At 71.3% G+C, this 24,844-nt stretch carries 21 protein-coding genes and 2 pseudogenes; 17 read left to right on the top strand and 6 right to left on the bottom strand.

What is annotated here, in order from left to right:
* Positions 1–60: 60 nt before the first annotated feature.
* A complete protein-coding gene (gene map, locus ACZ3II_RS15855) occupies positions 61–918 on the top strand; it encodes a type I methionyl aminopeptidase (protein ID WP_465518362.1) in 858 nt (285 codons plus the stop codon).
* 3 nt (positions 919–921) lie between these two features.
* Here the strand turns inward: map and ACZ3II_RS15850 are convergent, their stop codons facing one another.
* From ACZ3II_RS15850 to ACZ3II_RS15840, 3 genes are read right to left on the bottom strand one after another with little or no spacing between them, the layout of a single operon-like run.
* Complete coding sequence (locus ACZ3II_RS15850; RefSeq protein WP_465518361.1) at positions 922–1,629, bottom strand: nucleotidyltransferase domain-containing protein; 708 nt, start codon at positions 1,627–1,629, stop codon at positions 922–924.
* 40 nt (positions 1,630–1,669) lie between these two features.
* Positions 1,670–2,098 (bottom strand): ferritin-like domain-containing protein, encoded by a 429-nt coding sequence (locus ACZ3II_RS15845; RefSeq protein WP_465518360.1) that lies wholly within the window; start codon positions 2,096–2,098, stop codon positions 1,670–1,672.
* Positions 2,099–2,115: 17 nt separating this feature from the next.
* Positions 2,116–2,586: a hypothetical protein gene (locus ACZ3II_RS15840; protein ID WP_465518359.1), complete on the bottom strand. Its 471-nt coding sequence runs from the start codon at positions 2,584–2,586 to the stop codon at positions 2,116–2,118.
* 121 nt (positions 2,587–2,707) lie between these two features.
* On the opposite strand from ACZ3II_RS15840, the gene rimP reads away from it, so the two are divergent.
* The 11 genes and pseudogenes from rimP (at position 2,708) to truB (ending at position 14,144) form a co-directional block, all read left to right on the top strand.
* A complete protein-coding gene (gene rimP / locus ACZ3II_RS15835) occupies positions 2,708–3,334 on the top strand; it encodes a ribosome maturation factor RimP (protein WP_465518358.1) in 627 nt (208 codons plus the stop codon).
* A complete protein-coding gene (gene nusA, locus ACZ3II_RS15830; protein WP_465518357.1) occupies positions 3,331–4,350 on the top strand; it encodes a transcription termination factor NusA in 1,020 nt (339 codons plus the stop codon). The genes rimP and nusA overlap by 4 nt, the downstream gene beginning before the upstream one ends.
* Positions 4,328–4,714, top strand: a complete 387-nt coding sequence (locus tag ACZ3II_RS15825; protein ID WP_465518414.1) for a YlxR family protein — start codon at positions 4,328–4,330, stop codon at positions 4,712–4,714. The genes nusA and ACZ3II_RS15825 overlap by 23 nt, the downstream gene beginning before the upstream one ends.
* 106 nt (positions 4,715–4,820) lie before the next feature.
* Positions 4,821–4,971, top strand: a pseudogene (locus ACZ3II_RS15820) (translation initiation factor IF-2 N-terminal domain-containing protein); the annotation flags it as partial.
* Between the two features lie 89 nt (positions 4,972–5,060).
* Positions 5,061–7,913: pseudogene (gene infB, locus ACZ3II_RS15815) on the top strand (translation initiation factor IF-2); the annotation flags it as partial.
* 154 nt (positions 7,914–8,067) lie between these two features.
* The gene (locus ACZ3II_RS15810; protein WP_465518356.1) at positions 8,068–9,087 is read left to right on the top strand and encodes a TRM11 family SAM-dependent methyltransferase; all 1,020 of its coding nucleotides are present in this window, start codon (positions 8,068–8,070) and stop codon (positions 9,085–9,087) included.
* 33 nt (positions 9,088–9,120) lie between these two features.
* Positions 9,121–9,414, top strand: a complete 294-nt coding sequence (locus ACZ3II_RS15805; protein ID WP_465518355.1) for a DUF503 domain-containing protein — start codon at positions 9,121–9,123, stop codon at positions 9,412–9,414.
* A gap of 73 nt (positions 9,415–9,487) precedes the next feature.
* Entirely contained in the window at positions 9,488–9,952 is a 465-nt protein-coding gene (rbfA, locus tag ACZ3II_RS15800) for a 30S ribosome-binding factor RbfA (RefSeq protein WP_465518354.1), read from the top strand.
* Positions 9,949–10,956: a DHH family phosphoesterase gene (locus tag ACZ3II_RS15795; RefSeq protein ID WP_465518353.1), complete on the top strand. Its 1,008-nt coding sequence runs from the start codon at positions 9,949–9,951 to the stop codon at positions 10,954–10,956. The genes rbfA and ACZ3II_RS15795 overlap by 4 nt, the downstream gene beginning before the upstream one ends.
* A 507-nt stretch (positions 10,957–11,463) precedes the next feature.
* Positions 11,464–12,780, top strand: coding sequence for an MATE family efflux transporter (locus ACZ3II_RS15790; RefSeq protein ID WP_465518352.1), 1,317 nt, complete (start codon positions 11,464–11,466; stop codon positions 12,778–12,780).
* Positions 12,781–13,262: 482 nt separating this feature from the next.
* Positions 13,263–14,144: a tRNA pseudouridine(55) synthase TruB gene (truB, locus tag ACZ3II_RS15785; RefSeq protein ID WP_465518351.1), complete on the top strand. Its 882-nt coding sequence runs from the start codon at positions 13,263–13,265 to the stop codon at positions 14,142–14,144.
* Positions 14,145–14,841: 697 nt separating this feature from the next.
* Here the strand turns inward: truB and ACZ3II_RS15780 are convergent.
* Positions 14,842–15,243 (bottom strand): response regulator, encoded by a 402-nt coding sequence (locus ACZ3II_RS15780; RefSeq protein WP_465518350.1) that lies wholly within the window; start codon positions 15,241–15,243, stop codon positions 14,842–14,844.
* Complete coding sequence (locus ACZ3II_RS15775) at positions 15,240–18,113, bottom strand: hybrid sensor histidine kinase/response regulator (RefSeq protein ID WP_465518349.1); 2,874 nt, start codon at positions 18,111–18,113, stop codon at positions 15,240–15,242. The genes ACZ3II_RS15780 and ACZ3II_RS15775 overlap by 4 nt, the downstream gene beginning before the upstream one ends.
* A 77-nt stretch (positions 18,114–18,190) precedes the next feature.
* On the opposite strand from ACZ3II_RS15775, the gene ACZ3II_RS15770 reads away from it, so the two are divergent.
* The 5 genes from ACZ3II_RS15770 to dapB all read left to right on the top strand — a co-directional run bounded on the left by ACZ3II_RS15770 (position 18,191) and on the right by dapB (position 24,182).
* Positions 18,191–19,123 (top strand): bifunctional riboflavin kinase/FAD synthetase, encoded by a 933-nt coding sequence (locus ACZ3II_RS15770; RefSeq protein ID WP_465518348.1) that lies wholly within the window; start codon positions 18,191–18,193, stop codon positions 19,121–19,123.
* 114 nt (positions 19,124–19,237) lie between these two features.
* Positions 19,238–19,507, top strand: a complete 270-nt coding sequence (gene rpsO, locus ACZ3II_RS15765; RefSeq protein ID WP_465518347.1) for a 30S ribosomal protein S15 — start codon at positions 19,238–19,240, stop codon at positions 19,505–19,507.
* A gap of 195 nt (positions 19,508–19,702) precedes the next feature.
* Positions 19,703–22,030 (top strand): polyribonucleotide nucleotidyltransferase, encoded by a 2,328-nt coding sequence (locus ACZ3II_RS15760; RefSeq protein WP_465518346.1) that lies wholly within the window; start codon positions 19,703–19,705, stop codon positions 22,028–22,030.
* Positions 22,031–23,359, top strand: coding sequence for a M16 family metallopeptidase (locus ACZ3II_RS15755; protein ID WP_465518345.1), 1,329 nt, complete (start codon positions 22,031–22,033; stop codon positions 23,357–23,359). It begins immediately after the preceding gene.
* Positions 23,360–23,423: 64 nt separating this feature from the next.
* Positions 23,424–24,182, top strand: coding sequence for a 4-hydroxy-tetrahydrodipicolinate reductase (gene dapB / locus ACZ3II_RS15750; protein WP_465518344.1), 759 nt, complete (start codon positions 23,424–23,426; stop codon positions 24,180–24,182).
* Positions 24,183–24,243: 61 nt separating this feature from the next.
* Here the strand turns inward: dapB and ACZ3II_RS15745 are convergent, their stop codons facing one another.
* Positions 24,244–24,804: a GNAT family N-acetyltransferase gene (locus ACZ3II_RS15745; RefSeq protein ID WP_465518343.1), complete on the bottom strand. Its 561-nt coding sequence runs from the start codon at positions 24,802–24,804 to the stop codon at positions 24,244–24,246.
* Positions 24,805–24,844: the final 40 nt, after the last annotated feature.

The following is a 24,844-nucleotide window of genomic DNA, read 5'->3' as shown; positions in this document are numbered from 1 at the left end:
GGTGCGGGAGCGGCAAGGACGGGGCCGGTCGGCGCTCCCACGGGTGGTTAGGCTGGGGTCATGACCGTACGTGCCCCTCTCGTGCCGGGTAAGCAATCGCCTTGGCGGCCGGTCCCCGCGCACATCGTCCGTCCCGAATACGTCGGCAAGAAGAGCCCGAAGCAGTGGCACGGCTCCCACGTGCAGACCGCCGAGACGATCGAGAAGATGCGGATCGCCGGCCGGATCGCCGCGCAGGCCACCCAGCTCGCCGGCGAACACTGCAAACCCGGCGTCACCACCGACGAGATCGACCGGGTGGTGCACGAGTTCCTGCTCGACCACGACGCGTACCCGTCGACCCTCGGTTACAAGGGTTTCCCGAAATCCTGCTGCACGTCCCTCAACGAGGTGATCTGCCACGGCATCCCGGACTCCACAGTGCTGGAGGACGGCGACATCATCAATGTGGACGTCACCGCGTACCTGAACGGCGTCCACGGCGACACCGACGCCACGTTCTGCGTGGGCGAGGTCAGCGAGGAGGCCCGCCTGCTGGTGGAGCGCACCCACGAGGCGATGATGCGGGGCATCCGCGCGGTCGCCCCGGGCCGCCCGGTCAACGCGATCGGCCGGGTCATCTCGGCGTACGCGCGGCGGTTCGGCTACGGCGTCGTCGAGGACTTCACCGGCCACGGCATCGGCGAGGCGTTCCACTCCGGGCTCTACATCCCGCACTACGACAAGCCCGACCTCAAGATCGTGATGGAGCCGGGCATGACGTTCACCATCGAGCCGATGATCACCCTGGGCACCCACGACTACGAGATCTGGAAGGACGGCTGGACCGTCGTCACCAAGGACCGCAAGTGGACCGCCCAGTTCGAGCACACCCTCGTGGTGACCGACGACGGTTACGAGATCCTGACCCTGCCCTAGGTCCTAGTCGAACAGCGCGCCCAGCCGGCCGTCCACCGGGCGGCCGCGGGCGGCCAGCTCCTCCGCCTGATATTTCAGGATCGCGCCGAGCTCCTGCATGTCGGCCGCGGCCACCCCGGTGTGCTTGACCGCGTCGACGGCGCTGCGGAAATGGGTGTGCGTCAGCAGGCCGGCGACCAGGGCGGTGTGCAGGCGGGCCTGGGCCATCAGGATCAGGGCGGCGTCGGTGTCGTACCACTGGGCGAGCCGGGCCGCCCGGGTGTGCGCGCCGCCGGCGATCGCCCAGTTGTGCCGGGCAAGGCCGGTGAACTCCATCGGCCGGGCCTCGGAGAGCAGGCTGAGGTGCGCCTCCCGCCGGTCCTTGAACCAGTCCTCCGGGTCGTGCAGCGGGAACGTGGTGATGAACGCGTCGGCCAGCAGCGGCCAGTTCGGCGTCAGCGACCGGGCCTGGCCCAGCCCTTCCTCGGCGTGCACGACCCGCAGGTCGACCGGGATGCCGTCGACCCTGCGCTGGGTCGGTTTCGGCCCGGTCCGCGGCCGGTAGGTGACCACGATCACGTTCACGTCGCTGCTGTCGGTGTCGTCGCCGTGCGCCATCGAGCCGCACAGCCCGACCGCCTTGACCTCGGCCGGCCAGCGTTCCCGGACGGCGTCGCGCAGCCGGATCGCGAGTGAGCCGCGGGGCGTGGAGGCGTCGAGGTCGGCGATCACGCCCTCATTCTCCGCTATTCACGTCCCCGGGCGATCCCGTTCACGTCCCCGGGCGTCCGGGAAAAGCGAGGGTGAGGGGTACGACCTCCGCGATCCGCCGCCACCGAGTCGCACGAACTGCGGAGTCGGTCAAATGCGACAGGGCGTCGAGGCGCTCCGCGTTCTCGGTGACCGGCAGCAGCGCCCGCCACGCCTGGGCCACCCCGTCCTCCACGTGGATCGCCAGATCCAGCGCTGTCGACCGGTCGGTGACCTCGAACGGCAGCGCGTACGCCGCGGGCGCCGCCGGCACCCCGGCTTTCAGCGCGTCCAGCCGGGCCACCAGGTCGTCACGCCGGGCCCGGTGCTCCTGCTCGGCGGCGCGGGCCCGGGACACCTCGTCGGAGCCGGTCAGGTGCACGCCGATCACGCCGTACGCATAGATGGCCGCCTCCTCGGCGGCGAGGGCGGCGGCGAGTTGTTCGCTCACGCCGGAACCCTAACCGGTCAGCGCAGCCCCTCGGCATGCGTGGCACGGCAGGCGGCGATCGAACCGGTCAGCCCGGCCCGCGCGGCCGGGGCCGCCTTGCAGGCCGCGACCGCCGTCTTCTGCGCCGCCAGCTCCGCCTTACGCAGCGTGGCCACGGTCTCCGCGGCGCCGGCGCCGGCCGAGGCGGACGGGACGGCCGACGGCGGTGTCGTGCCGATCACCTTCGCCAGCTCGGCGGCGTGCGAGCGGTGGTCCTCGGCCATCGGGGTGAGCCGGGCGGCCAGGGCGGGTTGCGCGAGAATCGCCCTGGCGTACGCCGCGGCCAGCGCGAGCGCCTCGTCGAGCAGCGGTTGCAAGGGGTCCGGGGCCGGCTCGGGGGCCGGCCCGTCGTCGAGGAGGCCGCAGCCGGCCAGCGCGGCCGAGCCGGCCGCCGCCGCACCCAGGAAGACCCGCCGTGAGTGATTGCGCACCCGGCCAGTCAACACCATTCGGAGCGGCGCTGCTCCGCCCCGCCCACCGGCACGTTACGCTCTGCGTCAGCCGCGGGGCCGCACTCTGCCCGGCGGCATATAGTCGTTCCTGCGAGAAGCTAGCGAGAGGTCGAGCCCGATGACGCAGCGTGGTCGCGCCGGGGCCCGGCCCGGTGGTCACCCCGGCACCCGGCGTAACCGGCCGGAGCCGGAGAGCCGGACCCCAGCCCAGCCCCGTGTCGATCTGAGCGCCGCCCGCGCCCGGATCCGTGAGGTGGTCGAGCCGGTGGTCACCAAGGCCGGTTACGACCTGGAGGACCTGCACCTGTCCCGAGCCGGCCGCCGGTTCGTGGTCCGGGTGCTGGTCGACACCGACGGCGGTGTGGGCCTGGATGACGTGGCGGCGGTCTCCCGGGAGATCTCCGAGGCGCTCGACGCGGCCGAGGAGGCCGGCGGCGAGCTGCTCGCGGGGGAATATCAGCTGGAGGTCGGCTCGCCCGGGGTGGACCGGCCGCTGACCGAGCCCCGGCACTGGCGCCGCAACACCGGCCGGCTGGTCGAGGTCGGCGGCGTGGTCGGCCGGGTGATCTCCACCAGTGACACGGGAGTGGTGCTGGACGTCGACGGGACCACCCGTGAGCTGGCATGGGACGGACTCGGGGCGGGCAAGGTCCAGATCGAGTTCAAGCGCATGGACGAAGCCGACTTCGGTGACGAGACCGAGGACGACGAAGAAGACGACGACGAAGGGGAGGGCGGGGAATGAACATCGACCTCGCGGCGCTGCGCGCCCTGGAGCGCGAGCGGGAGATCCCGTTCGAGACCATCATCGCGGCCATCGAGACCGCTCTGCTGACCGCCTACCGGCACACCGAGGGCGCCGAGAGCCACGCCAGGGTGGAGATCGACCGCAAGAGTGGCGTCGCCTCGGTGCTGGCGCAGGAGTTCGACGCGGACGGCACGATGGTGCGCGAGTGGGACGACACCCCGCACGACTTCGGCCGGATCGCGGCGATGACCGCCAAGCAGGTGATCCTCCAGCGCTTGCGGGAGGCCACCGACGAGCAGCACTTCGGGGAGTACGCGGGCCGCGACGGCGACCTGGTCACCGGTGTGGTGCAGGCCGACGCCGCCCGCGCCGAGAAGAACATCGTGACCGTCGACCTGGGCAAGCTGGAGGCGGTGCTGCCGCAGTCCGAGCAGGTCCCGGGGGAGGCGCCGTACCAGCACGGCACCCGGATCCGCTGCATCGTGGTGCACGTGGCCAAGGGTTTCCGCGGCCCGCAGATCACCCTGTCCCGGTCGCACCCCGCCCTGGTGAAGAAACTCTTCGCCCTCGAGGTGCCGGAGATCGCCGACGGGACCGTGGAGATCGCCGCGATCGCCCGTGAGGCAGGTCACCGGACGAAGATCGCGGTGCGTTCGGCTGTCGCGGGCGTGAATGCGAAGGGCGCCTGTATCGGCCCGATGGGCCAGCGTGTCCGGGCCGTCATGAGCGAGCTGCACGGCGAGAAGATCGACATCATCGACTGGTCGGAGGACCCGGCCAAGTTCGTCGGCAACGCGTTGTCCCCGGCCAAGGCGCTGCGGGTCGAAGTGGTGGACCTGGCCAGCCGGACGGCCCGGGTTACCGTGCCGGATTTCCAGCTCTCGCTGGCGATCGGCCGGGAGGGTCAGAACGCTCGTCTCGCCGCCCGGCTCACCGGCTGGCGCATCGACATCCGGCCGGACAGCGAGCCCGCCGGGATCTCGGACCGTGATGCGGCAGAGGCGGGGAACTGACCGGATACGCGTCCGGCGCGATCGAGGGGTAGACTTGGACTCGGTCGGCCCGACGCGAACCTGTGTCGGATGCCGCAACCGCGCGCCGGCCGACTCATTGCTGCGGTTCGTCGCGGCAGAGACGGAGGATGGCCTCCGGCTTCTGCCCGATCCAAAGCGCCGGCTGCCGGGCCGGGGAGCACATCTGCATCCCGATCCGGCCTGCTTCGCACAGGCAGAGCGGCGTCGCGCCTTCGGGCGTGCGTTGCGTCTCACTGGACTTGCTAACCCCGAGCTGCTTGCGGAGCACATCCGCACGGTCTCCGTGCCGTGTGGAACCACCGATGACGGGACGCTGTCGCCCCGTCACGACTTAGCAAGGTAGGACGACCCAGATGAGCACACGATGAAGTCCCTGAAATGACCAGGCTTCTAGTGCACGAGTGAGGTCTGTGCGGGTGCGCTCGCACGACCTCGAAGTGAGGAGTGCAGTGCCAGGAAAGGCCCGCGTACACGAGCTCGCCAAAGAGCTCGGGGTCGACAGCAAGACCGTTCTCGCCACTCTCAAGGAGATGGGCGAGTTCGTGAAGTCCGCATCCAGCACCGTCGAGGCCCCGGTGGCCCGGCGGCTTCGGGGTGCCCTGGAGCAGGGTGGCGCCATTCCGGCGTCGCCGTCGGCTCCGGCGTCCAGCGCTCCCGCCCCCTCGGGCGGCCCGAGCGCCTCTCCCTCCCCCCGTCCGGGTCCGCCGATGGGCCGGCCGCAGCCGCCCCGCCGTCCGGGGCCGCCGCAGGGTGGAGCACCCACCAGTACTCCTACGTCCCCGGCGCCTTCGCCCGGCCCGTTCGTGCGGCCGAAGCCTCCGGTTCCCGGCCGTCCGGGTCCGGTTCCCGGCCCGGTCGCCAAGCCGGCCAGCGCGCACGACATCGAGGTGGCGGCCGCCGAGGCGCGCGCCTCGGCGCTGAAGGCGGAGCAGGAGGCCGCGGTCAAGGCCGCGCAGGCCGCCCGCACCCGTGACGCCGAGCGCAAGCAGGGCTCGCCGGACAGTGGCACCCCGCGTGGCCCGCGTCCGCCGGGTCCCGGCAACATCCCGCCGCGTCCGGGTTCCCCGGCCGCGCGCACCGCGGCCCCGGGTGCTCCCGGTGGTCCCCGTCCCGGCCCCGGCGGCGGTTCTCCGCGTCCGCCCGCGCGTGGTCCGGGCAACAACCCGTTCGGTGTCTCCGGCGGCGGCGCCCCGCGTCCCTCGCCGGCCTCGATGCCGCGTCCGAACCAGCCGGGCATGCCGCCCCGGCCGAGCCCTGCCTCGATGCCGCCGCGGCCCAGCCCCGCTTCGATGCCCTCGCAGCGTCCCGCCGGTCCCGGCGGTGGCCGTGGCGGCCCCGGTGGCGGCGCAGGCCGTCCCGGTGGTCCGGGCGGTGGCCGTGGCGGCCCCGGTGGCGGCGGTTTCCGTCCCGGTGGCGGCGGCGGCGCCGGTGGCGGCTTCCGTCCCGGTGGCGGCGGTGGCGCCGGCGGTGGCTTCCGTCCCGGTGGCGGTGGCGGCGCCGGTGGTGGCGGTTACCGGGGTGGCCCCGGTGGCGGCACCGGCGGCCCGGTGGGCGCCGGCGCTCCCGGTCGTCCCGGTGGCGGCGGTCCCGGTGGTCGTGGCCGTGGCGGTGGCGCGGCGGGTGCCTTCGGGCGTCCCGGCGGCCGGCCGACCCGTGGCCGCAAGTCGAAGAAGCAGAGGCGTCAGGAGTTCGACAACCTGTCCGCTCCGCAGATGAGCTCCGGTGCTCCTCGCGGTAACGGCCAGGAGATCCGGATGTCCCGCGGCGCGTCGCTCTCCGACTTCGCCGACAAGATCAACGCGAACCCGGGCTCGCTCGTCCAGGAGATGTTCAACCTGGGCGAGATGGTCACCGCCACGCAGTCGGTGTCCGACGACACCCTGCTGCTGCTCGGTGAGCACCTGGGCTTCAACGTCGTGATCGTCAGCCCGGAGGACGAGGACCGCGAGCTGCTCGCGCAGTTCGACATCGACCTCGACGCCGAGATCGCCGAGGACCGTCTGGTGACGCGTCCGCCGGTGGTGACCGTCATGGGTCACGTCGACCACGGTAAGACGAAGCTGCTCGACGCGATCCGCAAGACCAACGTGGTCGCCGGCGAGGCGGGTGGCATCACCCAGCACATCGGCGCCTACCAGGTCGTCGTCCCCCACCAGGGGGAGGACCGGGCGATCACCTTCATCGACACCCCGGGTCACGAGGCGTTCACCGCCATGCGTGCCCGTGGCGCCAAGGTCACCGACATCGTGATCCTGGTGGTCGCGGCCGACGACGGCGTCATGCCGCAGACGGTCGAGGCGCTCAACCACGCCAAGGCGGCCGACGTGCCGATCGTGGTCGCGGTGAACAAGGTCGACAAGCCGGACGCCAACCCGGACAAGGTCCGGCAGCAGCTGACGGACTACGGCCTGCTCGCCGAGGAGTACGGCGGCGAGACGATGTTCGTCAACGTCGCGGCCAAGCCCGGCATCGGCATCGACGACCTCCTCGAGGCCGTCCTGCTGACCGCCGACGCGGCGCTCGAGCTGACCGCCCCGATCGACGGCCCCGCCCAGGGTGTCGCGGTCGAGGCGCACCTGGACAAGGGTCGCGGCGCCGTGGCCACCGTCCTGGTGCAGAAGGGCACGCTGCGTGCCGGTGACTCGATCGTGGCGGGTGGCGCGCACGGCCGCGTCCGGGCCATGCTCGACGAGAACGGCAACCAGGTCGCCGAGGCCGGTCCGGCCCGTCCGGTCCTGGTGCTCGGTCTGACCTCGGTGCCCAGCGCCGGCGACACGTTCCTCGCCGCTGAGGACGACCGCACGGTCCGGCAGATCGCCGAGCAGCGGCAGGCTCGCCGTCGCGCGGCGACCTTCGCGAACTCGCGCCGCCCGAAGTCGCTCGACGAGATGATGCGGGACATCAAGGAGGGCGAGAAGGCTTCGCTCACCCTGGTCATCAAGGGCGACGGCTCCGGTTCGGTCGAGGCCCTCGAAGAGGCGCTGTTCAAGATCGAGATCCCGGACGAGATCCAGCTCAAGGTCATCCACCGCGGCGTCGGTGCGATCACCGAGAGCGACGTCAACCTGGCGTCGGCCTCGTCGGAGCAGACCGCGACGATCATCGGCTTCAACGTCCGGGCCTCGAACAAGGTCAAGGAGATGGCCGACCGCGCCGGCGTGGAGATCCGCTACTACAGCGTGATCTACCAGGCCATCGAGGAGATCGAGGCGGCGCTCAAGGGCCTGCTCAAGCCGGAGTACGAGGAGGTCGAGCTGGGCACCGCGGAGATCCGCGAGGTCTTCCGCTCGTCCAAGATCGGTCTCATCGCCGGTTGTGTGGTGCGGTCGGGTCTCCTCCGCCGCAACGCGAAGGCTCGCATCATCCGCGAGGGCACGGTCGTGGCGGACAACGTCTCGATCAGCTCCCTCAAGCGGTTCAAGGACGACGCGACCGAGGTCCGCGAGGGCTTCGAGTGTGGTCTGACGCTCCAGGGCTATGGTTCGCCGCAGGTCGGCGACATCATCGAGACCTGGGAGATGCGCGAGAAGCCGCGGGCGTAAGCTCCGTGATTTCCAGCGGCCCCGGTGCTTCCGAGCACCGGGGCCGCTGCCCTTTTGCCAGCGTGTGGCTTTCGGGCGCGCTACGCGGCCGAAGTCCACACGCTCTCGGGCCCCGGCCGCCGGTGGACACTGCCGGTGCTGGGAGGATGGCGGCATGTCCCGCTATGCCATGCTGCTCGCGCCCTCCGCCAACCGCGTCTACGCCGACCAGGCGTCCCGCATCGCCCAGGCGGAGCTGGCCGCGTTCGGGCCGGTGCTGTCGTCGGGGCTGGCCGACATCGAGGTGACCCGGCTCGGCGGCGTGGAGTACCTGACGTTCACCGGTGCGCTCAGCGAGCGCGACATCGCGTACCTCTCGAATCTCTCCGCGGCCTACGCCCTCTTCGAGCGGGCCGACGAGGAACTGCTGCGCCCGCTCGCGCTCGATCCGCTCGCCGTCTACGACAGTGACCTGATCACCATCCCGAAGTACGCGGGAAAGACCAACGAGCAGTTCACCAAGCTGGTGCTGAACCTCACCGTGCTCGCCTCCGCCTCCGCGGACCGGATGCTGGACCACGACCTCGCCGTCCTGGACCCGCTCTGCGGCCGCGGCACCACGCTCAACCAGGCGCTGATGTACGGGTACGACGCCATCGGTGTGGAGATCGACGGCACCGACCTCGAGGCGTACAAGCTCTTCCTGCAGACCTGGCTCAAGATCAAGCGGCTGAAGCACACGTCCGAGATGGTGCCGATGCGGGCCAACGGGCGGAAGACGAGGCGGCTGGAGGTGCGGCTCGCCCCCACCAAGGACGACTTCAAGGCGGGCGCGCAGACCGTGGCCGTGATCCAGGGCGACACCACCGACCTGGACGGGCTGCTCGGCCGGAACCTCGCCGACGTCATCGTCGCCGACCTGCCGTACGGCGTCGCGCACGGCAGCCACGACGGTTCCGGCCGGATCACCCGGAGCCCTCTCGACCTGCTGGAGCGAGCCGTGCCCGAGTGGCTGCCGCGGCTGCGCCCGGGCGGTGCGATCGGCCTGTCCTGGAACGTCAAGGTGGCCGGCCGCGAGCAGGCCGAGGACATCCTGCTGGCCAACGGGCTCGAGCTGGTCGAGCACCTGCCGCTGGCGCACCGGGTGGACCAGGGCATCGAGCGTGATGTGCTGGTGGCGCGCAAATCCGGCTGACCGCGGGGCGCGACGGGCGTACCCTGCTCGCTGATGTATACCGAGACCGCAGTCTTCGACCTGCTCCTGCCCGGTGACTCGCAGTCGCTGAAGCAGAAGCGTTCCTACGTCCGGCCGATCATCGCGATGCTGAAGAAGTTCGAGGTCAGCGTCGGCGAGGTGGGATTCCACGACCTGCATGGCCGCGCTCAGATCGGGGTAGCCGTGGTGGCGGCCGAGCCCGCACAGGCGCGGGCCGTCGTCGACACCTGTGAGAACCAGGTGGCCGGCCGTCCCGAGATCGAGCTGCTCTCCGTCAAGCGACGGCTGTACGGCGACGACGATTGAGCGCTAGGTAGGCTTCAGCAGTTAAGGGCGGGGGCGGTACGACCCGCGGGATACACAGTCGGAGGTGGGCGATATGTCTGACCCAGCCAAGACGCGCCGGCACGCGGAGCGGATCAAGGAGCTGGTGGCCCGGCTGGTGCGGGAGATCAAGGATCCCCGCCTCGGCATGGTGACGTTCACGGACGCCCGGATCACCGGAGACCTGCGCGAGGCCACGGTCTTCTACACCGTTCTCGGTGACACCACCGAGCAGGCCTCGACCGCGGCGGCCCTGGAGAGCGCCAAGGGGATGCTGCGCAGCCGGGTCGGGCACGCGCTCGGCCTGCGGCACTCGCCGAGCCTGACGTTCGTGCTCGACAACGTGCAGACCCACGTCAAGGAGATCGACGACCTGCTCGCGCAGGCGCGGCACAAGGACCAGGAGGTCCAGCGTCTCGCGGCCGGCGCCAAGTACGCCGGCGACCCCGACCCGTACAAGGTCGAGGAAGACGACGAGGACGAGACCGAGACGGTCGGAGCCCGCGAGGACAACGGGTGACCCTGTCCGGCCCGACCGCCGAGCAGTGGGCGGCCGCGGTCGAGGCGGTCCGCTCGACCGGGGCCGACGACGAGATCCAGCTCATCTGCCACGTGAACCCGGACGGGGACGCGCTCGGCAGCATGCTGGGTTTCGGGCTCGGCCTGCGGCGCCTGGGATTCACCCGGGTGCGGGCGACGTTCCCCGGCGACTTCGTGGTGCCCGAGCCGTACCGTAAGCTTCCCGGCTCTGATCTGCTGGAACCGGAGGCGTTCAGCGAACCGCGCCTGGTGATCGTCTTCGATGTGGCGAGTGAGTCGCGCCTCGGTGCGCTCGCCGGCCGCGTCGCGGCCGCGCCGGTCAGCGTGGTGCTCGACCATCACGCGTCGAACACCGGCTTCGGCGGCGTCCGGCTCGTCGACCCGCACGCGGCCGCCACCTCCGTGGTCGCCGACGGGCTGCTCAGCCGTCTCGAGGTGCCGCTGGACGCGGAGATCGCCGAGTGCTTCTACATCGCTCTGGCGACCGACACCGGGTCGTTCAAGTTCGACATGACCACGGTATCGGTTCATGAGCTGGCCGCGCGGCTGATCGCCACCGGGATCCGCCCGGGGGAGATCTCCCGGCGGATCTTCGACAGCAAGCCGTTCGGGGCGATGAAGCTGACCGGCGAGGTGATCGGGCGGGCGGTGCTGGACGAGACGGCCGCCGGTGGGCGCGGCATGGTCTGGACCTACGCCACACTCGCCGACCTGGAACGGCACGGGCAGCCGCCGTACGTCCTGGACGCCCTCATCGACCCGGTGCGCTCGGTGGCCGAGGCGGACGTGTCGATGGTGGTGAAACAGGTCGCCGCCGGCGAATGGTCGGTGTCACTGCGCAGCAAGGGCGCGGTCGACGTGAGCGGCGTCGCGGTGGCTCAGGGCGGCGGCGGGCACCGGCTGGCCGCCGGATTCACCGGGTACGGGGAGGTCGCCGACGTGGTGGCCACGGTGCGTCGGCTACTTGACGAACACCTGAACTGAGAACTGTTCGCCCTGCTGAGCGGGGGTCACCTGAACGGGTGGCCCCCGCTTTTGCTGTCCCGGATCGCGGGAACCAGCCCTGCGGGCCGCGGGCTGAACGTTAGTTTGGGGGCTGAACGGTGATTTGGTTTCGCGCGGCCGCCACCGACGCGCCAACCGTGAGACCTCGAGCCACCCGGGCCCACCGGCCCGGGCCGTGTCGACCGCGCCAGAAGCCCCGGCGATCCCGGGCCGGCCGGTGACCCTCGCTCGACCGTCGGGCGCCCCGTGCCACGGTGCGCCCACCCTCGCAACCGCGCCTCTCGCTGCGGCATGCCCCAATCGTTGGAAGGAACCACCTGATGGCCGCCAAGCCGAAGCCGAAGCCCGTCGACGACGCCGCTGAGCAGGCCCGCCGCGCCCTCCAGACGTCGCTGGACACGCGTCAGTAAACCCTGTTCTAGGGGGCCACTGTAAGTAAGAAGCATCATTGTGGCCCTTACCCGTGGGCGGGCATCATGAGAAACCATGAGCCCGCCTGCCGTGCAGCCGACCGCGACCGCCCGCCGGATCGCCGGTCTGGCCCTCCCAGCGCTCGTGGTGCTCGCCGCCGAGCCGCTCTACGTTCTGGTCGACACCGCTGTGGTCGGCCATCTCGGGTCCGTGCCGCTCGCCGCCGTCGCCGTCGGTGGGACGGTGATGTCGTTCGCCGTCTGGTTCGGCACCCTGATGGCGTACGGGAGCACCGGCCGCGCCGCCCGCCGCTTCGGCGCCGGTGACCGGGCCGCCGCCGTCGCCGAAGGAGTCCAGGCGTCCTGGCTCGCGATCACCGCCGGGGTCGTCCTCGCGGTGCTCGGCGTGACGTTCGCCTCCCCACTCGCCGGCCTGCTCGCCGGTGACCCGCGCACCGCCGAAGCCGCTGCCGGATGGCTCCGGATCGCCGCCCTCGGCGCGCCAGGCCTGCTGCTCGCCGCCGCCGGGAACGGCTGGATGCGCGGCGTCCAGGACACCCGCCGCCCACTGTGGATCGTGCTCGGCGCCAACGTGCTCTCCGCGATCCTCTGCCCGGTGCTCGTCTACTCCGCCGGCCTCGGCCTGACCGGCTCCGCCATCGCCAACGTCACCGCCCAGACCATCGGCGGGACGTTGTTCCTGCTCGCGCTGGTCCGCGAGACCCGGGCGCTGCGCCCCGACCCGCAGATCATCGTCCAGCAGCTCGTCCTCGGCCGCGACCTGCTGATCCGCGGCGCCGCCTTCCAGGCCTGCTTCCTCTCCGCGACCGCTGTGGCATCCCGCTTCGGCATCGCCGCCGTCGGCGCCCACCAGATCGCGCTGCAACTCTGGTTCTTCGCCGCACTGGCCCTCGACGCCGTCGCGATCGCCGCGCAGTCCATGGTCGGGGCCGCCCTCGGCGCCGGCAACACCGCCGAGGCCCGCGACGTCGCCCGCCGCGTCACCCTGGCCGGCGGGGTCGCCGCCGTGCTGTTCGCCGCCCTCGCCGCTGCCGGGTCCTCAGCCGTCCCCGGCTGGTTCACCCCGGACGAGTCGGTGCACGCCCAGGCCGCGGTGATCTGGCCCTGGTTCGTCGGGTTGCTTCCGTTCGCCGGGATCGTCTACGCCCTGGACGGTGTGCTGATCGGGGCGGGGGACGTCGCCTTTCTGCGGACCCTGACCATTCTTTCGGCGCTGGTCTGTTTTCTGCCGGTGATCTGGCTGTCGTATGCCTTCGACTGGGGGCTCGCGGGGGTGTGGGCGGGGTTGGGTCTGTTCACGGTGGCGCGGTTTGCGGGGTTGACGTGGCGGTGGCGTTCTCCGCACTGGTTGGTTCCGGGCGCGACCCGCTGACGACCAGCCAAGCACGATCCATTGCGAACCGGTGGGATTTGGCCGTGAGCTGTGATCTTGTGCGCCCCGTTCCGGCGGTTCCTGCTCAAGATCGGTAGAGGCCGCGATCTTGGGCAGGGCGCATCGGTTTCCCGGTGCCGAGTGCACATGGAGAGCCGAGTCCTCGATCTTGTGCGTTGGCTCCCGGTGTCAGGTCCACAAGATCGACGCTTCGCTCCTGGGTTTGTGCTTCGAACGTCGGGGCCTCGGCTTCATCAACCGGACAAGCCGGGCTATTCGGTTGCCGGGCGGAGCGGACCCGGCGGTGGTTGGACGGTGACTCACTCGACGGTGGGAGCGGCCGGGTGGATGCTGGGAAGTGGCCAGGGCGCATGGGGCGCCGGAGTTCGTGGAGAGCTGAGCCAAGCGGGCCGCGGATGGAGAGAACGGAGACCGGCCGGGTGGCTGGGGGAGCCGGGCGCGGGTGGAAATAGGGTAGGTGGGTGAACACGGACGGACTGATCGTGGTGGACAAACCGGCCGGGATGACGTCGCATGACGTCGTTGCCCGGATTCGGCGGCTGGCGAAGACCCGGCGGGTGGGGCACGGGGGCACGCTGGACCCGATGGCCACCGGCGTCCTGATCATCGGTGTGAACCGGGCGACGCGGCTGCTGACGTACGTGATCGGCTCGGAGAAGAGCTACACCGCGACGATCCGGCTCGGTCAGTCCACGATCACCGACGACGCCGAGGGTGAGGTGACCGCGACTACTCCGGCGGGCGCGGTGACCGAGGAGGCGATCCGGTCCGGTCTGGCGGTGCAGACCGGTGAGATCGATCAGGTGCCCAGTGCGGTGAGCGCGATCAAGATCAATGGCGAGCGGGCCTACAAGCGGGTCCGTGAGGGGGAGACCGTCGAGATCCCGGCCCGCCGGGTGACCGTGCACCGCCTCGACGTCCTGGACATCCGCCGCCAGGAGAACACGATCGACGTGGACATCGACGTCACCTGCTCCTCCGGCACGTACATCCGCGCCATCGCCCGCGACCTCGGCACCACGCTGGGTGTGGGTGGCCACTTGACGGCTCTCCGCCGTACCGCGGTCGGCAACATGACCCTCGACACCGCCTCCACCCTCGCCGACCTGGAGGAACGCGCCCCCGACGTGATCGGCCTGCCGCTCGCGGAAGCCGCCCGCCGATCGTTCCCGCAGCGCACCGCCACCGACGACGAGACCCGCATCCTCCGTCACGGCGGCCCGCTCGCCGCCGCCGGGATCGACGGCCCCTACGCGGTCTTCGACCCGTCCGGCGAGGTCCTGGCCATCGTCAGCGAACGCGCCGGCCGCGCCCGCGCCGAGATCGTCCTCGCGCCGGCCTGACCCGGCGAGGCGTCCCTGCCGCGGCTTTCGGTCTCCGGTTTCTCCCACCCCGCTTCGGTACGTTCGCCGAGCTGCTCGATGAATCCACCGGCAAAGGCGCTGCCTCCGCCGTCCAACGAAAGAACGTTCGGTCTACCCCACCCCGGACGATCCACTCCGCACGAGACGACCGGGCCTCAGCCGCCGCGCCGACCGCGTGCCACCGCGTCGGCCGTATGGGTTGGGGCTGACCGTCAGGAATGGGGCGGCTGACGGCGTGGGATTGGGCTGACTGTTAAGAATCGGGCCGACCGCATGGGGTTGGGCTGACCGCGGGAGATTGGGCCGACCCTGGGGCTGGATCGACGGTGCGGGGTTTTGTCGAGTGTATGAGGCTGGACCGACCGCCTGGAGCGGGCTGACCGTGGAGAGCCGAGCCGACCGGGTAGGGCCGAGCCGACCGGGAGGCGCTGGCCTGACCGCGCGCCCTCGAGCCGACCGGGTCGATCGGCTGGCGGCGGATCTTGTGCGGCTGGTCGTCATGGCTGTCTCCCGCTCGGGGAGACAGCCATGAGAACCAGCTGAGGTCTTCCGGCTGGTCGTCAGTGCTGTCTCCGCCACCTCGAGACAGCACTGACGGCCAGCCGGATACGGCCGGGGTTCGGGTGCTCCCTGACGGATTGTCGCGCGGGCGAACGGGAGGGATCCGGTTCGGTGGTCAGGGTTCGGTGGGGAGGTGGCGGGCGACGGTGGCGACCAGGTCGGCGGCGGCGTACGGCTTGTCCAGGAAATCGTCGCAGCCGGCCTCGAAAGCGGCCTTCTGATCCTGGGGCAGGACGCTGGCGGTGACCGCGACCACGGGGGGTTTCGGGGTGGGGGAGTCGGCGGCGGCGAGTTCGCGGGCGAGGGTCAGGCCGTTGCCGTCGGGCAGGTTCAGGTCGAGCAGGATCAGGTCGACCTCGGTGTCGGCCAGGCGTTCGCGGGCGGCGGAGAGGGTGGCGGCGTCGATCAGTTCGGCGTTGCGGACGGCGGCGATGTCGGCTCTGGCCAGGACGGCTTTGACCAGCATGCGGTTAAGTTCCTCGTCTTCGACCAGGAGGATGCGGTGGGGGGCGCTCACGGGTGGTTCCTCCGGTCTGGGGTCTCGGACGGCGGCACGGCCCGGCGCAGCTTGATGGTCAGCGGCGGCCGCGCCTCAGCGCTGTCGTCCGTGCCGGCGCCGGGCTCGATAGGGCGACCGGTCTCGAGAGACGGCCCGGGCTCACGAGGCGGGCCGCCGGGTGAAGGGCTCGGGGGTTCAGGGAGGTGCATGCCGCTGCCGCCTTCCATGGGAAACGTGGAACCCGATGACGCCCCAGGACGGCCACCGGCGGCGCGCGACGGGCCGGCGGGTGCGGCTTCCGGCGTACCCAGAAGGGAACCGGTGAGGCCACGCCGGGCCGTGGGGTGGGCGCTCAACCGTGGGGGAAGGTGTTCCGTGCCGCCGGAGATGGCTTCCGCGACGGCGCCGCCCGCCATGGCCGTCGCGATGAGTGGCGTGGTGTGGCCGGTGGCGAGTGCCGCCCCGCTGAGCCCGAGGACCGGTGTCTGCCGGCCGGCGGAGATCTCGGTGAGGAGGCTGAACCCGTCCTCCTCGGGGGTCTGCATGTCGCAGACGATGAGGTCGAAGTTCTCGCTGCGGGACAGGGCCAGCCCGTCCCGGGCGTCGGCGCAGGCGACCACGTCGGCGCCGCCCGCGCGCAGGCCTTCGGAGATGGCTTCGCGGACGGCGTCGTCGTGGTCGACGAGCAGCACGCGCGGGGCGGAGCGGGCGGCGATGGCGTTGGCCAGGGCGCTGAGCAGGGCCGGCTGGTGGACGGGTTTGACGAACCAGTCGTGGGCGCCGAGGGCGAGCCCGGTGGGCGCCTCGTCGAGGATGCTGGCGAAGAAGACCGGGATGCCGGCCAGCCGGTGGTCGGCCTTGAAGCGCCGGATCACCTCGTAGCCGTCGATGCCGGGCAGGGTGACGTCGAGGACTACCGCGTCGGGGCGGTGTTCGCGGGCCAGGGCGAGGCCGCTCTCGCCGGTGCCGGCCACGTCGACGCGGTAGCCGGCGTTGCCGAGCTGGGTGCGCATCAGTTCGGCGGACTGCGGGTCGTCCTCGATGAGCAGGACGTACGGCCCGGCGCCGGACCCGGCGGTGGCGGGCACGACGGCGGCGGCCGGCAGTTCGACGGTGAACTCGCTGCCCTGCCCGGGTTCCGAGGTCAGGGTGACGGTGCCGTGGTGGGCGTCGACCAGCCGCCGGGTCAGGGCGAGCCCGAGGCCGGTGCCGGAGTGCCGCCGTTCCGGGTCGCCGGCCTGCTGGAATTCTTCGAAGACGCGTTCCAGGTCGTCGGTGGCGATGCCGACGCCGGTGTCGGCGACGACGATCTGGACGCGGTCGCCGGCGGCGCGGGCGGTGACGGTGATCCGGCCCCGTTCGGGCGTGAACTTGACCGCGTTGGAGAGCAGGTTCTCGATGATCTGCCGGAACCGGAGCCGGTCGGCGAGCACGGTGACCGGGGCGAGATCGGCCCGGACCGCGAGCTGTTTGCCGGTGAACAGCGGGGCGAGCGAGGTGAGCAGGTCGTCGATGGCGGTGTCGACGCGGACCGGGGCGGGCCGCAGCTCCATCCGGCCGGCTTCCACCTTGACCATGTCCAGGATGTCGTTGATCAGGCTGAGCAGGTGCCGGCCACTGCTGTGCACGTGGTCGACCCACTCGGCGGGGACCCGCCGGCGGTCGCCGTCCGGCTCCTCGAGCCGCATCAGGTCGCTGAAGCCGATGATGGCGTTGAGGGGGGTGCGCAGTTCGTGGCTCATCGCGGCGAGGAAGTTGCTCTTCGCCTGACCGGCCAGGGTCAGCGCGGCCACCGAGGCGCTGAGCTCGGCAGTGATCGCCTGCCGCCCGGCGAGGACCCCGGCGTGGCCGCCGAGGTCGGCGAGCAGCCGCAGGTCGTCCTCGCTGAACAGGTTGCGGTGCCGGTTGAACAGCAGCACCGCGCCTTCCACGTCGGGTGGCACCCGCATCGGCAGCACGCGCACGAAGTCGTCGGCGAGCCCGGCGCCGAAGTGCCCGACCAGGGCGGGCCCGCCGTCGCGCAGCCGGGTCGGGACCGGGCGCCGGGCGAGGGGGGCCAGGTCGGCGTCGATCGGGCCGGTGGCGGCGGGGAGTCCCGGGCCGGAGTAGGCGATCCGGGTCAGCGCGCCGCCGTCGCCGTGCAGCAGGACGGCGACCGCGTCGGCTCCGGTCTGGGCGCGCATGATCTCGGCGTACGTCTGCCAGACCTGTTCCGGCGAGTCGGCCGGCGCGCGCAGCAGCCGTTCGGTGACCGACCGCGCCGCGGTCGCCGAGAACAGCCGCCGCAGCCACCGTGGCGGCTGGAAGGCGATCAGGTAGCCGAGCGCGCTGATCAGGGCGAGGACCAGGCTGACCGCGCTGCCGCCGACGCGCAGCATGATCGTGATGCCGAAGGTGAAGGTGGCGCCGGACGCGATCATCAGACGGGCCCGGTTGGCGCCGGTGCGCCCGCGCGCCTCCCGGAGGATCAGCACCGCGGCGATGATCTCGAAGGAGCTGAAATACGCCACCGCGGCGAGCAGCGCCCAGCCGGGCAGGGGCCGGGGCAGGAACGCCACCGGGCCGAGTGTCACGGCGTACCCGATCAGGGCGGCCGGGAACAGGGCGCGCGGCACCGAACGGAGCCGCCCGACGAGGCGGAGCGTGAGGTACGGCTGGGCGAGCACCGCCGCCGCGCTGATCGCGTTTGCCCACCGGGGGAGCGTGCCGTCGTTGGCGATCCGCAGCATGTCCAGGCAGAACGCCAGCATCAGCGGGGCGAAGAGCAGGGTGACGTCACGTCGCAGCGGATCGCGGCGGCGCAGGTACGCCAGGAGCGCGCGCACGAAGAGCACCGCGAAGGTGACCTCCGCAGCGAGCAGAACGAGGCGGGTCCACTCGACGCTCATTTCGCGATTTATCGTAGCCAAGCGGGCGTGGCGGAAGGGGCGATACCCGGCCGCCCAGGGATCGATACGCTAGGCGCATGCAGCGATGGCGGGGGTTCGAATCGGTTCCGTCCGGTTGGGGCCGGTCAGTGGTGACGATCGGCGTCTTCGACGGCGTGCACCGCGGTCACCAGGCGATCATCGGGCACGCCGTGAAGCGTGCCCGTGACCTGGGGCTGCAGTCGGTGGTGATGACCTTCGACCCGCACCCGGCCGAGGTGGTGCGGCCCGGCTCGCACCCGGCCGTGCTCACCGAGCCGGTCCGCAAGGCCGAGCTGATCGAGGCGCTCGGCGTGGACGCGCTGTGCGTGGTGCCGTTCACCCCGGCCTTCTCCCAGCTGACGCCGGACGAGTTCGTGCACGACGCGCTGGTCGAGTCGCTGCACACCGCGGCGGTGGTGGTCGGCGACAACTTCCGGTTCGGGCACAAGGCCACCGGTGACGTGGCGATGCTCGAGTCGCTCGGGCGGACGTTCGGTTTCACCGTCGAGGGGGCGCCGCTGGTCTCCGAGGACGGGCTGGTGTTCTCCTCCACGTACATCCGCAGTTGTGTCGACGCCGGGGACGTGCGGGCCGCGACCGCCGCGCTCGGCCGCCCGCACCAGCTCACCGGGGTGGTGGTCCGCGGTGACCAGCGCGGGCGCGAGCTCGGCTACCCGACGGCCAACCTGATGGCGCACCGCTACGCGGCGGTGCCGGCCGACGGCATCTACGCCGCCTGGTTCACCCGCGGCGGGGAGCTGGGCGTGCGCCGGCCGGCCAGCGTTTCGATCGGCACCAATCCCACGTTCTCCGGGCGGGAGCGCCGGATCGAGGCCTACGTGCTCGATTTCGAGGGCGACCTGTACGGCGAACGGGTCAGCCTCGACTTCGTCGGCCACCTTCGTGAGCAGCGCAAATACGACGCGATCAAGCCGCTGATCGCGCAGATCCGGGCCGACGTCGAAGAGACCCGGATGTTGCTGGGCTGACCCCCTGGTAGGGTTGAAACGTCGTTGGAATATCCGACACCGGTCCCGCCTGCCTGCCCGACGCCGCGGGTCGCGGGGTAACCGTGCAATCGGCAACACAGAAGTCCGGAGAATATGGCGCTCGATCAAGAGACCAAGAACAAGATCATGGGCGAGTACGCGACCAAGGACGGCGACACCGGTTCGCCCGAGGTTCAGGTCGCGATGCTCACCAAGCGGATCGCCGATCTGACCGAGCACCTCAAGCAGCACAAGCACGACCACCACAGCCGTCGTGGTCTGCTCCTGCTGGTCGGTCAGCGCCGCCGCCTGCTGAACTACGTTCAGAAGAAGGACATCGCCCGCTACCGGACGCTCATCGAGCGCCTCGGCCTGCGCCGCTAGTTTCACCCCCGGGGGAGTGACCAACTCCCCCGGGACGCACCACTGACACCCCACGGACCCGCGCGGATCACACCCGTCAGCACCGGTCCTCGGTAGTGGTTCCCAGGTGACTGCCCTGGGCACTTCGATCGAAGACCGGCTCGACTGAACCGCGCTGTCGACCGCCGGGTCCTCGACGAAGGAGTACCGCACTTCATGACAGAGCAGAACAACGCTCTCGGCAACAAGATCAGCACGGCCGTCATCGACAACGGATCGTTCGGCACCCGTGAGATCGTCTTCTCCACCGGCCGCCTCGCTCAGCAGGCCGCCGGCTCGGTGATCGTCCAGCTCGGCGACACCACCGTCCTCTCCGCGACGACCGCCAGCAAGCAGCCGAAGGACCACTTCGACTTCTTCCCGCTGACCGTCGACGTCGAGGAGCGGATGTACGCCGCGGGCCGCATCCCCGGCTCGTTCTTCCGGCGTGAGGGCCGTCCGTCCGAGGACGCCATCCTCACCTGCCGCCTGATCGACCGGCCGCTGCGCCCGTCGTTCACCAAGGGCCTGCGCAACGAGGTCCAGGTCGTCGAGACCGTCCTCGCGCTCGACCCCGCCCACCCGTACGACGTCGTCGCGATGAACGCCGCCTCGATGTCGACCAAGCTCTCCGGCCTGCCGTTCAGCGGCCCGGTCGGCTCCACTCGGGTCGCGCACGTCGAGGGCCAGTGGATCGCCTTCCCGACCCTCGAGGAGCTCGAGCGCGCCACGTTCGACATGGTCGTGGCCGGTCGCGTCACCGCCGAGGGCGACGTCGCGATCATGATGGTCGAGGCCGAGGCCACCCCGCACGCGATCAAGCTGATCTCGGCCGGCGCCACCGCCCCGACCGAGGAGATCGTCGCCAGCGGCCTGGAGGCCGCGAAGCCGGCGATCAAGGAGCTGTGCCGCGCGCAGAGCGAGCTGGCCGACGTCGCCGCCAAGCCGGTCGCCGAGTTCCCGGTCTTCCTGGACTACCAGGACGACGTGCTGGCCGCGGTTTCCGAGGCGGTTCGCGCCGAGGTCGCCGAGGCGCTGAAGATCGCCGGCAAGCAGGAGCGCGAGGAGTCCCTCGACCTGGTCAAGGCGAAGGCGCACGAGCTGCTCGACGAGCGGTTCGAGGGCCGGGAGAAGGAGATCAGCGCGGCGTTCCGCTCGATCACCAAGTCCGAGGTGCGCCAGCGCGTGCTGCGCGAGCAGGTCCGCATCGACGGCCGTGGCCCGCGTGACATCCGCCCGCTGACCGCCCTGACGGGCGTTCTGCCCCGGGTGCACGGCTCGGCGCTGTTCGAGCGCGGCGAGACCCAGATCCTGGGTGTCACCACGCTGAACATGCTGCGCCTGGAGCAGTCGCTGGACACTCTCGCCCCCGAGAAGACCAAGCGCTACATGCACAACTACAACTTCCCGCCGTACTCGACCGGTGAGACCGGCCGGGTCGGTTCGCCGAAGCGCCGCGAGATCGGCCACGGCGCGCTGGCGGAGCGGGCCCTGGTGCCGGTGCTGCCGTCGCGCGAGGAGTTCCCGTACGCGATCCGCCAGGTCTCCGAGGCCCTCGGCTCGAACGGCTCCACCTCGATGGGTTCGGTCTGCGCCTCGACGCTGGCCCTGCTCAGCGCCGGTGTGCCGCTGAAGGCGCCGGTCGCCGGCATCGCCATGGGCCTGATCTCCGACGAGGTCGACGGCAAGACGCAGTACGTCGCGCTGACCGACATCCTGGGCGCCGAGGACGCGTTCGGCGACATGGACTTCAAGGTCGCCGGCACCAGTGAGTTCGTCACCGCCCTGCAGCTGGACACCAAGCTCGACGGCATCCCGTCGGACGTGCTGGCCGGCGCGCTGCAGCAGGCGCACGAGGCCCGCGCCACGATCCTCGCCGTGATGACGGCCGCGATCGAGGGCCCGGCCGCGATGAGCGAGCACGCCCCGCGGGTCACCACCGTGAAGATCCCGGTCGACAAGATCGGCATGGTGATCGGCCCGAAGGGCCAGACCATCAACGCGATCCAGGACGAGACCGGCGCCGACATCTCCATCGAGGACGACGGCACCATCTACGTCGGCGCGACCAACGGCCCGGCCGCCGAGGCCGCCGTCGAGCGGATCAACGCGATCGCCAACCCGACCCTGCCGAAGGTCGGCGACAAGTTCCTCGGCACCGTGGTGAAGACGGCCGCGTTCGGCGCGTTCATCTCGCTGCTGCCCGGCCGCGACGGCCTGCTGCACATCTCCAAGGTGGGCGACGGCAAGCGGGTCGACAAGGTCGAGGACTTCCTCAACGTCGGCGACAAGGTCGAGGTGTCCATCGCGGACATCGACGCCCGCGGCAAGATCTACCTGGACAAGGTCCGCCCGGAGGGCGAGGAGGCTCCGGCCGCCGCTCCCGCCGAGGCTTCGGCCGAGGGTCGTCCGGAGCGCGCTCCCCGCGAGGACCGCGGCCCGCGTGAGGGTGGCGGCGAGCCCCGCCGTCGCCGGTCGCGCCCGGCCGGCGAGCGCCGCGACTAAGTGACAGAGCGAAGCGAGCACGGGCCGGCCTCACGGCCGGCCCGTGTCGTTACCAGGACCCTGCAGGACGGCGTGAAGAAGACCGTCCTGCCCAGTGGCCTGCGCGTGGTCACCGAGGCGATCCCGACCACCCGCAGCGCCGCGCTCGGCATCTGGGTCGGTATCGGTTCCCGGGACGAGACGCCGGCCCTGCACGGCGCGTCGCACTTCCTGGAGCACCTGCTCTTCAAGGGGACCCACAAGCGCACCGCCCTGGACATCTCCTCGCAGATCGAGGCGGTCGGCGGCGAGACCAACGCCTTCACCACGAAGGAGTACACCTGCTACTACGCGCGGGTGCTCGACGCGGACCTGCCGCTCGCGGTGGACGTGCTGGTGGACGCGGTGGCCGACTCGATCCTCGACCCGGCGGACGTGGAGACCGAGCGCGGGGTGATCCTCGAAGAGATCGCCATGCACGAGGACGAGCCCGGCGACGAGGTGCACGACGTCTTCGCCGAGGCGATCTACGGCGACCAGCCGCTCGGCCGGCTCATCTCCGGCACCCCCGAGTCGATCACGCCGATGACCCGGGACCAGATCAACCGGTTCTACCGCCGCCGGTACACCGCCCCGGAGATCGTGGTCGCGGCCGCCGGGAACCTGGACCACGCCGCGGTGGTGCGGCTGGTGCGCAAGGCCCTGGCCGGCACCCCGCTGGACACCGGCCCGGCGGAGCCGGCGCTGCCGCGTCCCGCCGACAAGCGGATCCGCGTGCGCAAGGCCCACGACGTCGTCCTGCACCGCGACACCGAGCAGGCGCACATCGTGCTGGGCGGCCCCGGGATCGGCCGGCACGACGAGCGCCGGTTCGCCCTCGGCGTGCTCAACAACGTGCTCGGCGGCGGCATGTCGAGCCGGCTGTTCCAGGAGATCCGGGAGAAGCGCGGCCTGGCGTACTCGGTCTACTCCTACGCCGGGCACTACGCCGACAGCGGCCTGTTCGCTGTCTACGCCGGCTGTGCCCCGGCCAAGTCCCGTGAGGTCCTCGAGCTGATCCGGGCCGAACTCGGCCTGGTCGCCGGGAAGGGCATCACGCCGGAGGAGCTGACCCGGGGCAAGGGCATGGCCAAGGGCTCGTACGTGCTGGGCCTGGAGGACACCGGGTCCCGGATGAGCCGGCTGGCCAAGTCCGAGCTGCTGCACGGCGACCTGATGGGCGTCGACGAGCTGCTCGCCCGGGTGGACGCGGTCACCGTCGACGAGGTGAACGCGGTCGCCGCGGATCTGCTCGCCCGGCCGTTGTCGCTCGCCGTGGTGGGCCCGTTCAACGACGAGTTACCCGTGTGACGGCGGCCGGTGTTCCGGGAGGTAGGCCTCCGGGAGCACCGGCCCCGTACGTTAGGTTGACGGTGTGACTGATGCGCTTGAACCCATCCGTGTCGGAGTCCTCGGCGCCCGTGGCCGCATGGGCCTGGAGGTCTGCAAGGCGGTCGACGCCGCCGCCGATCTCACCCTGGTCTCCATGATCGACGCGGGGGAACCGCTGTTCAACGCGTCCGACGCGGGTGCCCAGGTGCTCGTCGACTTCACCAACCCCGACGTGGTGATGGAGAACCTGCGCTGGGCGATCGAGCAGGGCATCAGCGTGGTGGTCGGCACCTCCGGCTTCACCGAGGAGCGGCACGAGCAGATCCGCGGCTGGCTCGCGGGCAAGCCCGGCGTCGGCGTGCTGATCGCGCCGAACTTCGGCATCGGCGCCATCCTGATGATGCAGTTCGCCGCCCGCGCGGCCCGCTACTTCGACTCGGTGGAGATCATCGAGCAGCACCACCCGCGCAAGCTGGACGCCCCGAGCGGCACCTCGATGCACACCGCCCGGCTGATCGCCGAGGCCCGGGCCGCCGCCAACTGCCCGCCGATGCCGGACGCCACCAAGGAGGAGCTGGCCGGCGCCCGCGGCACCGACCTGGGCGGCGTGCGGGTCCACTCGATCCGGGCCGCCGGTCTCGTCGCCCACCAGGAGGTGCTGTTCGGCGCCACCGGCGAGACGCTGACCATCCGGCACGACTCGCTGGACCGGTCCTCGTTCATGCCGGGCGTGCTGCTCGGCGTGCGCAACGTGCGCAGCCGCCCGGGCCTGACCATCGGCCTGGACGCCCTGCTGGACTAGGCGGTTTGCGGTGTGTTGACTTCGGGCGCGCTACGCGGCCGAAATCAACACACCGGATCTGTCACTCGCCCACCGCGACATGCAGCCGGATCTGGGGTACGAGCAGGTCGTCCACATCGAGGGCGCGGCTCGCCCCGTCCGGCTCCCAGCCGGTCGAGCCGAGGAACTTCCGCATCACGCTGTCGGCGTCGTAGACCCAGGCGACCGCGGTCCGGAACCCGTCGTCGCGCCAGTTGTCGACGGCGGCCGCCAGCAGCCGGCTGCCGTGCCCACGGCGGCCCCAGCGCGGCTCGATGAGCAGGTCGGTGACCGCGGCGACGTCGTCGGCGAGGGGTTTCTCCTCGGGCGCCAGGGCCTGCTCGTCGGCCGGCCCGGACGCGGCGAACCCGACCACGTGCGCCGCACTCTCCCCCTGCTCGACGGCGATCAGAACGCGGTGCCGGGCGGACGGCGGGGCGATGATCGCCTCGGTCCAGCCGCGGGCCAGATAGTCCTCGTCGAGCGAGGCCAGCACGTGCGGCGGGAACATCCGCCGGTAGGCGGTCCGCCAGGTGGTGAGCTGGACGCGGGCGATCTCCGCCGCGTCCTCGGGACGGGCGGGACGAACGAAGCCGAGAGCCATGGCGGCAACTTTGTCACACCCCACCGCTAACCTCTCTTCT

The sequence above is a fragment of the Actinoplanes sp. NPDC019969 genome (assembly GCF_055562375.1).
Note: the sequence above shows the minus strand (reverse complement) of the source record. Positions and strands in the feature narration are given on the sequence as shown.

Coding starts and splice junctions, on each gene's coding strand:
- ACZ3II_RS15805 (WP_465518355.1), top strand. CDS start 9,121: ATGTATACCGAGACCGCAGTCTTCGACCTGCTCCTGCCCGGTGACTCG.
- ACZ3II_RS15810 (WP_465518356.1), top strand. CDS start 8,068: ATGTCCCGCTATGCCATGCTGCTCGCGCCCTCCGCCAACCGCGTCTAC.
- ACZ3II_RS15790 (WP_465518352.1), top strand. CDS start 11,464: ATGAGCCCGCCTGCCGTGCAGCCGACCGCGACCGCCCGCCGGATCGCC.
- map (WP_465518362.1), top strand. CDS start 61: ATGACCGTACGTGCCCCTCTCGTGCCGGGTAAGCAATCGCCTTGGCGG.
- ACZ3II_RS15745 (WP_465518343.1), bottom strand. CDS start 24,804: ATGGCTCTCGGCTTCGTTCGTCCCGCCCGTCCCGAGGACGCGGCGGAG.
- ACZ3II_RS15840 (WP_465518359.1), bottom strand. CDS start 2,586: ATGGTGTTGACTGGCCGGGTGCGCAATCACTCACGGCGGGTCTTCCTG.
- ACZ3II_RS15825 (WP_465518414.1), top strand. CDS start 4,328: ATGCGGCAGAGGCGGGGAACTGACCGGATACGCGTCCGGCGCGATCGA.
- ACZ3II_RS15775 (WP_465518349.1), bottom strand. CDS start 18,113: ATGAGCGTCGAGTGGACCCGCCTCGTTCTGCTCGCTGCGGAGGTCACC.
- rbfA (WP_465518354.1), top strand. CDS start 9,488: ATGTCTGACCCAGCCAAGACGCGCCGGCACGCGGAGCGGATCAAGGAG.
- rimP (WP_465518358.1), top strand. CDS start 2,708: ATGACGCAGCGTGGTCGCGCCGGGGCCCGGCCCGGTGGTCACCCCGGC.
- ACZ3II_RS15760 (WP_465518346.1), top strand. CDS start 19,703: ATGACAGAGCAGAACAACGCTCTCGGCAACAAGATCAGCACGGCCGTC.
- rpsO (WP_465518347.1), top strand. CDS start 19,238: ATGGCGCTCGATCAAGAGACCAAGAACAAGATCATGGGCGAGTACGCG.
- nusA (WP_465518357.1), top strand. CDS start 3,331: ATGAACATCGACCTCGCGGCGCTGCGCGCCCTGGAGCGCGAGCGGGAG.
- ACZ3II_RS15770 (WP_465518348.1), top strand. CDS start 18,191: ATGCAGCGATGGCGGGGGTTCGAATCGGTTCCGTCCGGTTGGGGCCGG.